This window comes from Streptomyces sp. NPDC032161 (assembly GCF_040636995.1).
In the GTDB taxonomy this organism is placed as follows: Bacteria; Actinomycetota; Actinomycetes; order Streptomycetales; family Streptomycetaceae; genus Streptomyces.
This window is the reverse complement of sequence record NZ_JBEZVN010000008.1, coordinates 1-14,207: the sequence shown is the minus strand read 5'-3', so window position 1 is coordinate 14,207 and position 14,207 is coordinate 1. Positions and strand designations below refer to the sequence as shown.

The 14,207-nt window shown below is 73.1% G+C and carries 7 protein-coding genes; 4 read left to right on the top strand and 3 right to left on the bottom strand.

Features of this window, described 5'->3' with window-relative positions:
- Positions 1–41 precede the first annotated feature (41 nt).
- Positions 42–3,659: a BTAD domain-containing putative transcriptional regulator gene (locus tag AB0E67_RS18285; RefSeq protein WP_362027602.1), complete on the top strand. Its 3,618-nt coding sequence runs from the start codon at positions 42–44 to the stop codon at positions 3,657–3,659.
- Here the strand turns inward: AB0E67_RS18285 and AB0E67_RS18280 are convergent.
- Positions 3,646–5,712, bottom strand: coding sequence for a sigma-70 family RNA polymerase sigma factor (locus tag AB0E67_RS18280; RefSeq protein WP_362027599.1), 2,067 nt, complete (start codon positions 5,710–5,712; stop codon positions 3,646–3,648). The two genes, AB0E67_RS18285 and AB0E67_RS18280, sit on opposite strands and share 14 nt — an antisense overlap.
- A 698-nt stretch (positions 5,713–6,410) precedes the next feature.
- On the bottom strand, positions 6,411–7,403 hold the full coding sequence (locus tag AB0E67_RS18275; protein WP_362027596.1) for a helix-turn-helix domain-containing protein: 993 nt from the start codon (positions 7,401–7,403) through the stop codon (positions 6,411–6,413).
- 337 nt (positions 7,404–7,740) lie between these two features.
- On the opposite strand from AB0E67_RS18275, the gene AB0E67_RS18270 reads away from it, so the two are divergent.
- The gene (locus AB0E67_RS18270) at positions 7,741–9,237 is read left to right on the top strand and encodes an FAD-dependent oxidoreductase (RefSeq protein WP_362027593.1); all 1,497 of its coding nucleotides are present in this window, start codon (positions 7,741–7,743) and stop codon (positions 9,235–9,237) included.
- 496 nt (positions 9,238–9,733) lie between these two features.
- On the top strand, positions 9,734–11,614 hold the full coding sequence (locus tag AB0E67_RS18265; protein ID WP_362027590.1) for a SpoIIE family protein phosphatase: 1,881 nt from the start codon (positions 9,734–9,736) through the stop codon (positions 11,612–11,614).
- Positions 11,615–11,728: 114 nt separating this feature from the next.
- On the opposite strand, the gene AB0E67_RS18260 is transcribed toward AB0E67_RS18265, so the two are convergent.
- Positions 11,729–13,018 (bottom strand): MFS transporter, encoded by a 1,290-nt coding sequence (locus tag AB0E67_RS18260; RefSeq protein WP_362027940.1) that lies wholly within the window; start codon positions 13,016–13,018, stop codon positions 11,729–11,731.
- A gap of 163 nt (positions 13,019–13,181) precedes the next feature.
- On the opposite strand from AB0E67_RS18260, the gene AB0E67_RS18255 reads away from it, so the two are divergent.
- Entirely contained in the window at positions 13,182–13,739 is a 558-nt protein-coding gene (locus tag AB0E67_RS18255) for a MarR family transcriptional regulator (RefSeq protein ID WP_362027587.1), read from the top strand.
- The last annotated feature ends 468 nt before the right edge of the window (positions 13,740–14,207 follow it).

Genomic DNA, 14,207 nt, shown 5'->3' with positions numbered 1-14,207 from the left:
TCGGTGCCGGTCCTCGGCCGGCCCGGGGCCAGAATGGCCCGGTGCGGTACTCGATCCTGGGCGTCACCGAAGCGCGAGACACGAACGGCGACGTGCTGCCCGTGGGCGGTGCGCGGCTGCGCGCGCTCCTCGCCGCCCTCGCCCTGCGCGCCGGGCGGCCCGTACCCGTGGACGTCCTCGTCGACGACATCTGGGGCGGTGAGCCCCCGTCCGACGCCCCCGCCGCGCTCCAGGCGCTCGTGGGCCGGCTGCGCCGGGCGCTGGGCAGGGACACGATCACCCGTACCCGGGGCGGCTACCGCTTGGAGGCGGCGTCCGACGAGGTCGACCTGCACAGGTTCGAGCGGCTGTCCCGTCAGGGTGCCGAGGAGCTCGACGCGGGGGACCCCGTCGCGGCCGCCCGGACGCTGCGCACCGCCCTCGCGCTGTGGCGCGGCCCCGTCCTGGCCGACCTGCCGGAGGGGGGCCACGGGTACGGACTGCGCCCGGAGGCCCACCGCCTGACCGCGCTGGAACGCCGTATCGAGGCCGACCTGCGGTGCGCCACCGGGGACGGTGGCGCGGCCGCGACCGGGGCCGGGACAGTTGGCGTGGCCGGGGACGGCGACGCGGCTTTCGACGACGGGTCCGCTTCAGGCCCGGGCCAGGACCTCGGCCCGGGTCCCGGATCCGGGCCGGGGCAGGGACCCGGCGCTCTCGTACCGGAGCTGAGGGAGCTGAGCGTCGCCCACCCGTACGACGAGCGCTTCCGGGGGCAGCTGATCCGTGCCCTGTGTGCCGAGGGTCGCAGGGCCGACGCGCTGGCCGCGTACGAGGAGACCCGCCGCGCTCTCGCCGAGGGGCTCGGTGCCGAACCCGGTCCGGAACTCCGCTCCCTGCACCGGGAGTTGCTCCGACCTCCGGACGTCTCGCCGGACCCGGTACGAACTCCCGCCGCTTCCGGTCCCGCGCCGGTCCCGGGCAACATCCGTCCGCGGCTCACCTCGTTCGTCGGTCGTGAGCCGGAACTGCGATCCATACGCGAGGAGTTGAACCGGTCCCGGCTGGTGACCCTGACCGGCCCCGGAGGCTCCGGGAAGACCCGTCTCGCCGAGGAGGCCGCGATCCGGTCGAGCCTGTCGGGGCCCGATCGGCGGCTCCCCGGCCGCTCGCTCCCGGGCCCCCCGCCCCCGGAGGCATGGATCGCCGAGCTGGCTCCCGTGGACGACCCGGCCGATGTCCCCGGAGCCGTGCTCTCCGCCCTCGGGCTGCGCGGCACGACACTTCTGCTGGACAACGCCCGCGACGGGCAGCCGCCGCGCAGGGACCCGGCCGAGATCCTCGTCGACCATCTGGCGCACCGCTCCCGCGTCGGTCCCGTCCTGCTGATCCTGGACAACTGCGAGCACGTCGTCGACGCGGCCGCCACGCTCGCCGAAACGCTGCTCACCCGCTGTCCGCGGCTGCGTGTCCTCGCCACCAGCCGCGAACCCCTCGGCGTCCCCGGAGAATCGATACGCCCGGTCGGGCCGCTCCCGGCCGACCCCGCCCACCGGCTGTTCGCCGAGCGCGCCCGAGCCGTACGCCCCGACTTCGACCTCGTACGGGAGTCCGCGCGCGACCCCGACGCGGTGGCGGAGATCTGCCGACGGCTCGACGGCCAGCCGCTCGCCATCGAACTCGCCGCCGCCCGGCTGAGGATGCTCGGCCCGCGCCAGATCGCGGACCGCCTCGACGACCGGTTCCGTCTGCTCACCGGCGGAGCCAGGACCGCCCTGCCGCGTCAGCAGACGCTGCGTGCCGTCGTCGACTGGTCCTGGGACCTGCTCGACGAGGACGAACGCACCCTGCTGCGGCAGATCTCGGTCTTCGCGGGCGGCTGGGACCTGGCCGCGGCGGAAGCCGTCGCCGAGAGCCCGGCCGCGACGGCAGGCGTCGTCGAGCGCCCGGACGTGGCGGCGGACGCCGCGGAACCGATCGGTTCGACCGCTTCGTCGGTCGGCTCGGCCGGTCCTTCGGCCGGTTCGACCGCCGCGTCGGCCGGTTCGACCGCTGCGTTGATCGGCTCGCTCGTCGACAAGTCCCTCGTCGTCGCCGCGCCGACCGCCACCGGTGGGATGCGCTACCGCCTCCTGGAGACCATCCACGAGTACGCCGACGAGCGTGCGGCCGAGACCCCCGCTCTGCGGGCCGCCGCGGCGAACGCGCACACCGCCTACTTCGCCGCGCTCGTCGAGGAGGCCGATCCCCGCCTGCGTTCCGGCGAGCAACTGCACTGGATCGCACGCCTGGAGACCGACCTGGACAACATCCGGGCCGCCCTCACCCGCAGCGTCGTCACCGAGCCGTCGGAGGCGGACGCGGTGCGACTGGTCCTCGGCATGGGGTGGTTCTGGTGGCTGCGCAACCATCGCACCGAGGGCCTGAGCTGGTGCGAGCGGGCCATGACGCTCGGACCGGAGCCGCGGCACGACGGCGATCCCCGCTTCTGGCCGCGCATGCGGCTGCAGATGCTGAGGTTCTTCCTCACGGTGGAGAACGGTCCGGCCGACGACTTCGACCATGCCGACGGGTGGTGGGAGCTGACGGAGCGGGTGGCCGACGTCTTCATGTCCTCCGGCCCGCAGGGCGCCCGCTTCCCGGGGCTGCTCTGGCCGATGACCGCGTTCGTGACCCGCACCACCGCCGAAACGCGTGCCAGGGTCGAGGCGGCGGTCGCCAACGCCCGGGTCCATGGGGGCGCCTGGGAGTACGGCGTCATGCTGATGTTCCGCACCCACATGACCGTGGACATGCCGGGCGGCATGCCCGGGGTCGACGACGATCTCGCCGAGCTGCGCGAGCTGGCCCATCGGGTCGGCGACCGCTGGCTGCGCGCCCAGGTCGCGAGCGCCACCGCCGAGGCGGGCGTCATGCGCGGTCGGTACGAGGAGGCGGCCGCGGCGTACGAGGAGGCGCTGACGCTCGCCCGCGAGGTCGGGGCGCACGCCGAGGTGCCGTTCCTGCTCGCCCGGCTCGCCGAACTCGCCCACCGGACCGGTGACATGGCCGGCTTCGAACGGCTGCTCGCCGAGGCCGAGACCGGGGCGGAGCGCCTCCAGGTGCACGACGCCCGCGCCTACGCCCGCTTCCTGCGCGCCACCCTGGCCCTGGACCGCGGTGAGATCGCGGAGGCGCGACGGCTGATCACGGAGGTGGAGGCGGCGGCCGGACGGGGCAGCCCGCCGTCGCACTTCACGGCGGTGATCAAGGGACTGGACTCGCGGATCTCGGTGCACGAGGACGGGCCGGGGCGCGGTCCGGAGGCCGGGATACGCGGCCTGACACAGGCACTGCGCGAGGCGCGGGACGCCCAGTGCGCCGAACTCGTCACCGGACACCTGGTGGACGGAGTGGCGGCGGTGCTGCCGAAGCTGGGCCGCCACGGCGAAGCCGTACGGATACGGGCGGCGGCCGACAGCTGGCGGCCCACCGACACCCGGACCGGTGCGCAACGGGCAGAGGCGGACGAGGCCGAGCGGTCGGCCCGCGCGGAACTGGGAGTTGAGGCGTACGAGTCGGAGCACGACGGCGGCCGGACGCTGACGGTCGACGACGTCATCGACCTGCTGACCCGTGTCTGCGCGGAGCTCCCGGACACCTCGACGAAGCTCCGGGGCGACCGTCTCAGCGGCAGTTGAGGCCCGAATCCGCCCAGTCGGCGAGTGCCGCGCCGCTGCCGTGCTGCATCCGCTCGACGACGAGCCGGATCCTGGTCTGACCGGCGATGCCGACATCGACGGGTACGGCCGGGTCGCCGCCGTGCAGCACCGGTGACCGCCACAGCAGCGACCCGTCACCGCCGAGGACGGAGAAGCGCACCGCGCCCAGCCCCAGTGACATGTCGTCGAGCCCGACCACGGCCTCGTACCGCGAGCACTGCCGGTTCAACTGGATCGTGACCGAGGACTTGCTGTGAACGGTCACGCCGTGGGCGTACTGCCTGCCGCCGATCCACAGGCCGGAACGCTGCCAGAGCCAGTTGCTCTCGTTCACCACCACTTCGGGCTCGGTGTGGTCGCCGGTCGTCGAGTAGCGCAGCTCGCTGAGCCGGTAGACGGTGGGCGGGGTGGGGGTGGGGGTCGGGTCGGGGGGCGACCCGGGGTCGGTCGGCTTGGGCTTCCCGGTCGTGGTCGCTGTCGCCGTCGGTCCGGGCGCGGGAGGCGGCGCGGTCGGCGGACGCGTGGGGTCCGGAGCCGTCGTCGTGGTCGGCTCGGACGTGGGCTTGGACGTGGGCTTCGGCGGGGGATTCGGCGCCGGGGCCGAGGGCGCCGCCGCCGACGGGGTCGCGTCGGACGACGCGGCGGCGGGCGGCACCGGTGCGGGGGGCGCCGGCGGCTTGGAACGCGAGGACGATGTCGGATTCGGCGGGGCGGGCGGCGGCACCGCGGGTGCCGCGACGGCGGGCTGGTTGGCGTGCCCGGTGTCGGGCCCCGGCTGGTCGCTGCCGACCATGGCCCAGGCCAGCCCGGCCGCCGCGGCCACGACGACCGCCGTCACGATGCCGGCCTTCACCGGTGTGCCGAGCCCTTCCGAGAACGCGCCACCGCCGCCCGCGCCCCCGGAGGAGCTCCCGCCGGTCGCCGCCGCGGCGGCTCCCGCGCCGGCCGCACCGGCAGCGCCACCGGCGGCGATCCCGGCGGCCTTGAGCGAGTACCCGGCAGCGATCCAGCCGATGACCGCGACGGGCAGCAGCGCCGGAATCCCGGCATTGACATGGGCCAGTTCGCCCGCCGCGAGCCTGCACTTCGCGCACTCTTCGAGATGTCCGCGCAGTCCGCGCTCGGCCCGCATCCGGAGCCCGCCCCTGGCATACGCCCCGAGCCGGTCGGCGTAGCGTGCGCAGTCGCCGCCGGAGGTGAGCGCCTGGCTGACATGGGCCTGGAGGTACGCCTGCTTGAGCCCCTCGCGGGCCCGACTGGCCAGGACCGCGGTGGCGTTGGCGGTCAGCCCGAACAACGGGGCGATCTCGCTGGGCGACTCCTCCTCGACGGTGGTGTGCCACAGCACCGCCTGCCAGCGCTCCGGCAGGCTGCGGAAGGCCCGCATCGCCATCGAACGCTCGGCCTCGTGCATCGCGTGCACATCCGCGCCGAGGTCGAGCGTCTCCATGTCCGACACCTGCGAGGACTCGGCGGCCTGCGTGGCGAACACGGCGAAGTCCTCGACCAGTTGCTCCCGCTTCGCGGTCTTGGTCCAGGCGGCCGCGACATGCCGGACGGCCGTCATGAGGTAGGCCCGCACCGCCTCCTCGGGACCCTTGCCCCTCCGTACCGCCTGCAGCGTGCGCGCGAAGACCTCGGCCGTCAGGTCGTCGGCGGTGTGCGCGTCCCGGCAGCAACTGCGCGCGTAGCGGCGCACCGCGTCCGAGTGCCGTCGGAACAGCTCCGCGTACGCGTGGTTGTCGCCGTTCCGCATCTGCCTGATCAGATCGGCGTCGGAACCGGCACCGTCGGTGGCGCTGCCGCCCTCCCGCTGCATCGGCACCGCGGCCTCGACGCCCGCGTGGACGCCGGTGTCTCGCGCCCCCGGCCACGGGCCCGGCAGGACGGTGCCGGCATCGGCGCCGCCCCCCGATCGTCCCGGGCCGCCCTGATGCGGCACCTGGCGGGAGAACGGACCATCGGCCTCCGCCACACCGCCCGCGGCGGCGACGTCGTCGAAGGGCTCTTCCTGCTGCCCGTCACCGCTCATCGCGATAGCCCCCGTATGCGCTGTCGGACCCGAACACCGGGCAAGCGTGCCACATGGCGCAATCACGCCGGACCCTCAGCCCCGGCAACCACTCATCCGGGGTGTTCTCTCGAATATGAGCTCTGATCGCCGCTCATGCGGGGAAGAGTATCCGAGCGCCATTTCACCTGGGCAGGGCGGGCATCGGGCAAAGGCCCCGTCGACGAGGGCCGTTCGGGCCCGTACGGCGATGCGGAACCACCGGGGAACGCCAGGATTCGATCGAGATTCGGCCAGGATTCGGCCGTGAAATGGTCGCGGCCCAAACGGAATTCGGCCACGGACGAGCCGTCGGTCAGCCGTGGACCGACCGTGCGACGGGCTCCGGAAAAGCCGTGCGACGAGCCGGGAACGGCCGTGCGACGACCGCGGATCGGCTGCGGAAGCACCGCGGATCGGCGGCGGAGCCATCGTGGAACGTCGGCGGAACTGCCGTGGACGGGTGGCGCATCCGTAGTGGACCGGTAGTGGAGCGCTGGTGGATCGGTAGTGGATCGGCCGCGGCTGGGCCACGGACCGGCGGTGGGTCCGTTGTGGAAGGACTGGGAACGGCAGGGCGGCGCCTCATCGCTCCCGATCCCCGGAGCGCGAGCCGACCTCGGACGGCTGCCCGGACCTCCGGCCGCCCCCGCCCTCCGACGGACCGGGGCGGCCCCGGCTCAGGCGGCAGGCCGGGAGCGCAGCCCCTCCAGCAGGATGTCCAGCAGCCGGCTCGAAGCCGCCGCCTGCTGAGCCGCGTCGGGCAGCGAAGGCGCCGCCGTCGCGATGACCAGCAGCACATCCGCCACCGTCACGTCGCGGCGCAGCTCACCGGCCGCACGCGCCCGGTCCACGAGTCGGCCGACGACCTCCAGCAGCTCACCGGCCCCGGTGTCGTCCATGCCGCCGTGCCCGGCCTCCGGAACGGCACGCGCCTCGGCCGGCCGGAGGTCGTCCGGACCCGTGCCCTGCCGCTGCTGGGGCACTCGCGTGGTGCCCGAGCCCGGCAGGATCGCCGCGACGGCCCCCGTCTCCCCGATCGGCGCCGAGCCGTCCGCGCCCGCGTTCCCGGCCCCGGAACCGGCCTCCGCCCCGGCAGCCGCGGACTCGGCCCCCGAACCGGCGTCGGTGCCGACGACCGCGTCCGCGTCGACGCCGACCCGGAGCACCTGCGGCGGCAGCAGCCGGCCCGCGCCCGAGGCGACGGACGTGCGCAGGAAGCGCGACAGCGCCGACCACGGCTCCTCCTCCTGCCCCAGAGCGGTCCGCGCCTGGTCCGTCAGCCGGGCGGTCTCCTCCTCGGCTATCCGCCGGACCAGCACGTCCTTGCTCGGGAACCGTCGGTACACCGTGCCGACGCCGACCCTGGCGCGACGCGCCACGTCCTCCATCGGGGCCCCGTACCCCAGCTCGCCGAACACCTCGCGCGCGGCGCGCAGCACGTGTTCCAGATTGCGCTGGGCGTCCACACGGAGAGGGGTCGACCGGCCGTTCGTCCCGTTCGCCCCGATCCCCCCGTTCGTCACGCCCGTCGTGGTCGTCCCCGTCGTGCCGACCGGCGTCACCTCGTCGACCGTCCCCACGGTTCCGACGGCGCCGCCTCGGCCGTTTCCAACGGACGAATGAGGCGTAACCGCCGCAGCGGTCTGCCAATGAGGATCCTGAATATGCATGATGTTCCCCCGGTAATGACGTCTCCCCCCGGAGACTTCCCGCAGTCTGAGCCAGAGAGTGGATCTTGGTCCCGACCCGGCACTCCGACGACATACGAACATAGTTGAGCCTGCGTCAATTCAGAAGAGGGTAGTTCCGCACGGAGCGTCTCCGATCGGTGCGAGGACCGGCCGACCGTCCGGGCGACCCCGGCCCGCCGCCCCACCCCGGCCCCTGACCTGCGCGGCTGACTCGACATCGCGGCCACCGGCGGCGCCGCCCCGCCCGAGATCTCCGGTCACACAATTTGCCGGGGCTGTGGACAAACCCTTGAGCCCGTTGCGTCATGGGGTGGTGATGGCTTCAGATTCCGGGGGAACACCCCCCGGCCCCCCGGCGTGCGTACGCATTCTCGTCGTCGGCGGCGGCTACGTCGGGATGTACACGTCGCTGCGTCTCCAGCGGAAGCTGAAACAGCGGCTCAGGGAAGGCCGGGCCGAGATCGTCGTCGTCACCCCCGAGCCCTATATGACGTACCAGCCGTTTCTGCCCGAGGCGGCCGCCGGCTCGATCTCGCCGCGCCATGTCGTCGTGCCGCTCCGCCGGGTCCTGGCGCACTGCCGGATCGTGATCGGCGAGGCGCGGCACATCGACCACTCCAGGCGCACGGCCACCGTGGCCACGCTCGCCACCATGGAGGACGGCACGGGCGCCGTCGAGATCCCGTACGACGAACTCGTCCTCGCGCCCGGTTCAGTCTCGCGCACCCTCCCGGTCCCCGGCCTCGCCGACCACGGCATCGGCTTCAGGACCGTCGAAGAGGCCATCGGGCTGCGCAACCACGTCATCGAGCAGATGGACATCGCCTCGACCACCCGCGACCCGGCCCTTCGCGCCGCCGCCCTCACCTTCGTCTTCGTCGGCGGCGGCTACGCGGGCGTCGAGGCGCTGGCCGAGCTGGAGGACATGGCCCGTCACGCCTCGCGGTACTACCGCAACATCAAGGCGGAGGACATGAAGTGGATCCTCGTCGAGGCGTCCGGCCGCATCCTTCCCGAGGTCGGCGAGGTGCTCGGGCTGTACGTGATCCGCGAGCTGCGCGGCCGCAACATCGACGTGCGCCTCGACACCCGGCTGGAGTCCTGCGAGCACCGCGTCGCCGTGCTGAGCGACGGTTCCCGCATCCCGACCCGCACCCTCGTGTGGACCGCGGGCGTCAAACCGGCACGGGTCCTCGCCGCCACCGATCTGCCGCTCGACGAGCGCGGCCGGCTCAGATGCACGGCGGAACTCGCCGTCGAGGGCGTCGAGCACGCCTGGGCGGCCGGGGACGCCGCGGCCGTACCCGACCTGACGGCCTCCGAGAAGGGCGTCAGCACCGCCCCCAACGCCCAGCACGCCGTGCGCCAGGCCAAGGTCCTCGCCGGGAACGTCCTCGCGTCGCTCGACGGCGGCCCCCTCGAGGAGTACCGCCACGCCTCCATGGGCTCCGTCGCCTCGCTGGGCCTCCACAAGGGCGTGGCCCAGGTCCGCGGTCGCGCGCTCAAGGGGTGTCCGGCGTGGCTGCTGCACCGCACATACCACCTCAGCCGCGTCCCGACGCTGAACCGGAAGGCCCGGGTCCTGGCGGAATGGACGCTCGCCGGTCTTTTCAGACGCGAGGTCGTCTCCCTCGGCTCACTGGAACATCCGCGGGCCGAATTCGAACGTGCCGCGGGAGGCGGACGGCCCGGACCGGGCGGCCCGCCGACCACCGGAGGCCCGCCGGGGCCTGGTCGGCCCACGGGGCCGGGCGGTCCACCGGGCCCCCGCCGCCCCGCCGGACCCGACGGCCCACCGGGGCACGGACGCTGACCGGCCGTCGACCCGCAGCCTCACCCGACCGCGGCATCGCCGTACCGACAACTGTCAGTACGGTCCGCCACACTGGACGTGTGACCATAGGTGGGCCCACACCTGCGCAGAGTGACCCCGGCCGGCAGCGACGAGACAGTGAACAGCAGCGACATCCCCGATGTCCGAGACGCATCAGAGACGTCAGAGGTATCAGAAGCACCAGAGGCATCACACGCGTGTGATGCGCCGGGGGAACCGGGCGCGTCACGGGCGCCGGACACCTCTGACGCCGCGAAGGCACGATCAGCGCGATGAGGCCCGGCTGCGCTCTCCCGGGTCCGGCCCCCGACAGAACCGCCGGCACCACCGGAACCACCCGATCCGCCCGAACCGACGGAACCACCGGATCCCACGGATCCGGCCGGGACGGCCGGATCCGGCAGGGGGAACCGGGACCGGCAGAGGAATCAGCCCGCCCGAGCGGACCACACCGACACACGAGGCCAGAAATTCCGTGAACTTCACGCGTTGGAGCGCCCGCCTACCCGGAACGCAGCGCCGCGCCGCCGCTCGGGACGACCGCAGCTCCGTACCCCCGGCGCGCGCCGAGTACGGGCGCCCCGAGTCCGGACCCCGCCCGCCGGACGACGACCCGGGCACGGTCACGCCCGACGGCCCGTCCGGCGTCCTGCCCGACGGCGGACAGGACGGGACGTGCGACGGTGTGGGCGACGAGACGCGGGACGACGCGCACGACGGCCGTCCCGCCGGGACCGGCGGCCCCGCCCTGGAGGACCTCTCCGCGCGGGACCTGCTGGGCAGGCTGCCCGCTCTCGTGGCCCTGGTGCACGGCCCCGACCACCGGATCGAGTACGTCAACGACGCCTACGTCGCCGCCTTCGGCCCGCGCCCGATCGGCGCCACCGCCGCCGAGGCCATGCCCGAACTCGCCGAACTCAGCCTGCTGCCCCTCATGGACCAGGTCCTGCGCAGCGGCACGCCCCGCACGGTCAAGTCCCGCAAGGTCCGCAACGGCAATTCGTACACCGTGACCTGTACTCCCGTGCACCGGGACGGCGACTCCGGAACGGCCGACGACGCGAGCAGGACCCCGGGCAGGAACCGGAGGAAGGACAAGGACAGGGGCACGAACCGAGGCAGGGCCGGAAGCAGGAACGGGAGCGCGGGCGACGACGCCGGGCGCGGAGTGCTCGTGTACGCCGCCGACGTCACCGACCACGCCGAAGCGGCCGAACGGCTCCGCGCCAGCGAGCGCCGCCACCGCGAAACGGCCGTCACCCTCCAGCGCTCGCTGCTCCCGCAGGAACTGGAGCAGCCCGACGACCTGCGGATCGCCGCCACCTACCAGCCCGGCGGCACGGACGCGGCGGTCGGCGGCGACTGGTACGACGTCATCACGCTCGGCGCCGGTCGCACCGCCCTGGTCATCGGCGACGTGATGGGCCGCGGGGTGCGCGCCGCCGCCGTCATGGGACAGCTCCGCACGGCCGTACGCGCCTATGCCCGGCTCGACCTCCCGCCGCACGAGGTGCTCCAGCTCCTCGACGGTCTAGCCGCCGAGATCGACGCCAGCCAGATCGCCACCTGCGCCTACGCGGTCCACGATCCGAACGAGGGCCGGCTCGTCTACGCCTCCGCCGGGCACCTGCCGATCCTGGTGTGCCACGAGGACGGCACGGTCCACCGTGCCGAGGACCCGACCGGACCGCCGCTCGGCACCGGCGGCTGGATCCACACGTCGGGCACGATCGAGCTGCCGCCCGGTTCCACCGCGGTCTTCTACACGGACGGCCTGGTCGAGCGCCGCAGCGAGGACATCGACGAGGGTGTCGCCGCGCTGGAGCGTGCCCTCTCGGGCGCCAAGGGCTCGCCCCAGGTCGTCTGCGACCGGCTGATCCGTTCCCTCGGCGTCACCGCGGAGCACGACGACGACGTGGCGGTGCTGGTGGTCCAGCACCCCGCCCGGACCGGGGCCGACGCGGAGCTGTTCCACAACGCCTCGCTCGACCTCCTCGGCGGCATCGAGGCCGCCCCGCGCGCCCGCGCCTTCGCGACCGGCGTGCTGACGTCGTGGCGGTTCCCGGCCGAACTCCGCGACCTGGGCGTCCTGGCCGCGGGCGAACTCGTCGCGAACTCCCTCAAGCACGGCACGCCGCCGATGCGCCTGGGACTGCGCCGCACCGACCGCCGCCTGATCATCGAGGTGACCGACGGCGACGACCACCTGCCCCGCCGCCGTCGCGCCGATCCGGCGGACGAATCGGGGCGCGGCATCTCCATCGTCGCGACGATCGCCACGTCCTGGGGCTGCCGTCGCAGGCCGGGCGGAGGCAAGGCGGTCTGGTGCGAATTCACCCTGCCGCGGGAGCGGTGAGCACAGACCTGCCGCAGGAGAGGTGAGCACGAACAGAGGGGCCCTGTGCGCAACAGGGCCCCTCCGTTCCAGTCCAGCGCGTCCGGTCCGCTCCCGATGGGCCGGCCCGGTGAATCAGTGGCAGCTGGGCGCGGGCTCGGGCTCCGGTCGCGAGACGGCCACCACCCGGGACGGCGTGACCTCGGCCGACGGCTGGTCCTGCGCCGGGGTGAGCCGTCGGCCCAGCCGCAGCGCCAGCACCGTGATGCCCAGTGAGAACAGCACGAACGTCACGATGTACGGGCCGTGCAGCGTGGCCCCCATCGGCCCGCCCACGGCCGGACCGACCGCCAGCGCGAGCTGCTTGCACAGGGCGAACGCGGAGTTGTACTGCCCGACCATCGACTCCGGAGCGAGATCGGCGACCAGCGGCGCGACGGTCGGCGACAGCATCGACTCACCGAGCCCGAAGAGGGCGTACGTGGAGATCATCGCGGCAGTCGCCATGGTCTGGCTGCCGTGCCCGAGGCCCGCGAAGCCCGCCACGACCCAGGCGAACGCCCAGATCAGGCCGACCAGCGCGATGACCCGGCTGCGGCGGCGACGCTCCACCATGCGCAGCACGACGAACTGCGCCACGACGATGACGGCGGTGTTGGCGGCCAGCGCGACACCGAGGGTCGAGGGCTGGATCCCGGCGGCCTCGGTGCCGTACGCCGCGAGACCCGACTCGAACTGCCCGTAGCAGGCGAAGAACAGCACGAAGCCCAGCACGCACAGCTGCACCATGGCCCGGTGCGACAGCAGCGCCCGCAGCCCGCCCGTCGACCCGGACCCGTCGGTGGGCCGGGCGTCCGAGAAGGACGGCGTACGGGGCAGCCGCACGGTGCAGGTGATGACACCCAGCACCACGAACATCGCGGCCTCGATGAGGAACAGCAGGGTGAAGGTCCCCGGCCGGGACGTGTCCACGATCTGCCCGCCGACCAGCCCGCCGATGCCGAGCCCGAGGTTCTGCAGGAAGAACTGCATGGCGAAGGCACGCGTGCGGGAGGCGGTGCTGGAGCACCACACGAGCATCGTGGCGAGCGCCGGCTGCATGACCGCCGTACCCGCGCCCAGGACCGCGGCCGACAGCACGGACGCGGTCACACCGGACGACAGACCGAGCGCCACCGCGCCCAGAGAGGCGACGGCCGAGGCGACGACCAGTACCGGCAACGGCCCGCGCCGGTCGATGGCACGGCCCGTGAACGGCAGAACGGCCAGCGCCGCCATGGCGAAGACCGCCAGCACGACTCCCGCCGTACCCGCACCCAGATCCCGCACCTGCGCCACGTAGACGTACAGGTACGGAACGGTGAACCCCAGCCCGAACGCGCTCAACGCGCTTCCCAGCTGGATCCGCCGCAGCGCTGCCCCCATCTCCCTGGTCACACTCACCTGCCTCAAGCTCTCGAACCGGCATGCCGACATGCCGGGCCATACCAACGACTCGAACCCGAAGACTTTAGCACTAAAGTTAGAAGGTCAACAATTCAGGCCGAAGGACTTCGATGGCTTTGGCGGGCGTGCCATACTGCCCGCCATGTCTGACACCACCGAGCAGCCCGGCCCGCAGGAGCCGAGCCTCGACGAGCAGATCGCCGCGTATCAGCGGGAGTTCCGCGACCTCGACCCACAGGTCGAACAGGTCGTCTCGGCCCTCGGCCGACTGAACCGCCGGATGAACGTGGCGTACGGACGCCAGCTGGCCGCCCTCGGCATCAGCAACGCCGAGTGGGAGGTCCTCAAGACCCTGGTGCTGGCCGGCTCTCCCTACCGTCTGGGCCCGGGCGAGCTCGCGAAGCGCCTCGGCCTCACCCCGGCCGCGATGACCCACCGGATCGACCGCATGGCGGCCGAGGGCCTGGTCACCCGCGACCGTGACGAGAGCAACCGGGTGCGCGTGATCGTCGAGGTGACCGACGAGGGCCGTACGAAATGGCTGGAGGCGATGCGCATGGCCACCGCCTTCGAGGAGGACCTGCTCCAGGACTTCACGGCGGAGGAGCGGGGCGCCCTCGGCGACATGCTGATCCGCGTCCTGCGCCGGGTGGAGCACGCCCAGCCGGACGCCGGCGGCCGCCTCACCGATCTGGACTGACCCGGCGGCCGGTCCGACGACCGTCGGCCCGGCCGGCCGCCCGGAAACCGCTTGACCTGGTGGGGTTGACACGCTCCACCTCGGTCCGTAAGGTTCTTCGAGTTGTCACGGGGCCGGAACGGTTCTGCGACAACCGATCCCGCCGCGGACGCGGCAATCAAAACCCAGCACGATCTCCCACTCGGGGCAATTTCGGCATGCCGAAATTAATTTCGAGGACTCGATTATGAGTCGCCGGGAAAATCCGCTAGAGTTTCGGCGTCGGAACGGCCCAACGGCCGGGAAGGCGAATCCCGCTGACTGGGAATCAGGCCCGAAAGGATCTGATAGAGTCGGAACCGCCGAAAGGGAAAAGCGCGAAAGCGTGGGACCCGGAAGGCGAACCCGCTTCGACCGGGAATCGGACACGAAAGAGTCTGATAGAGTCGGAAACGCAAGACCGAAGGGAAAAGCCCGGAGGAAAGCCTG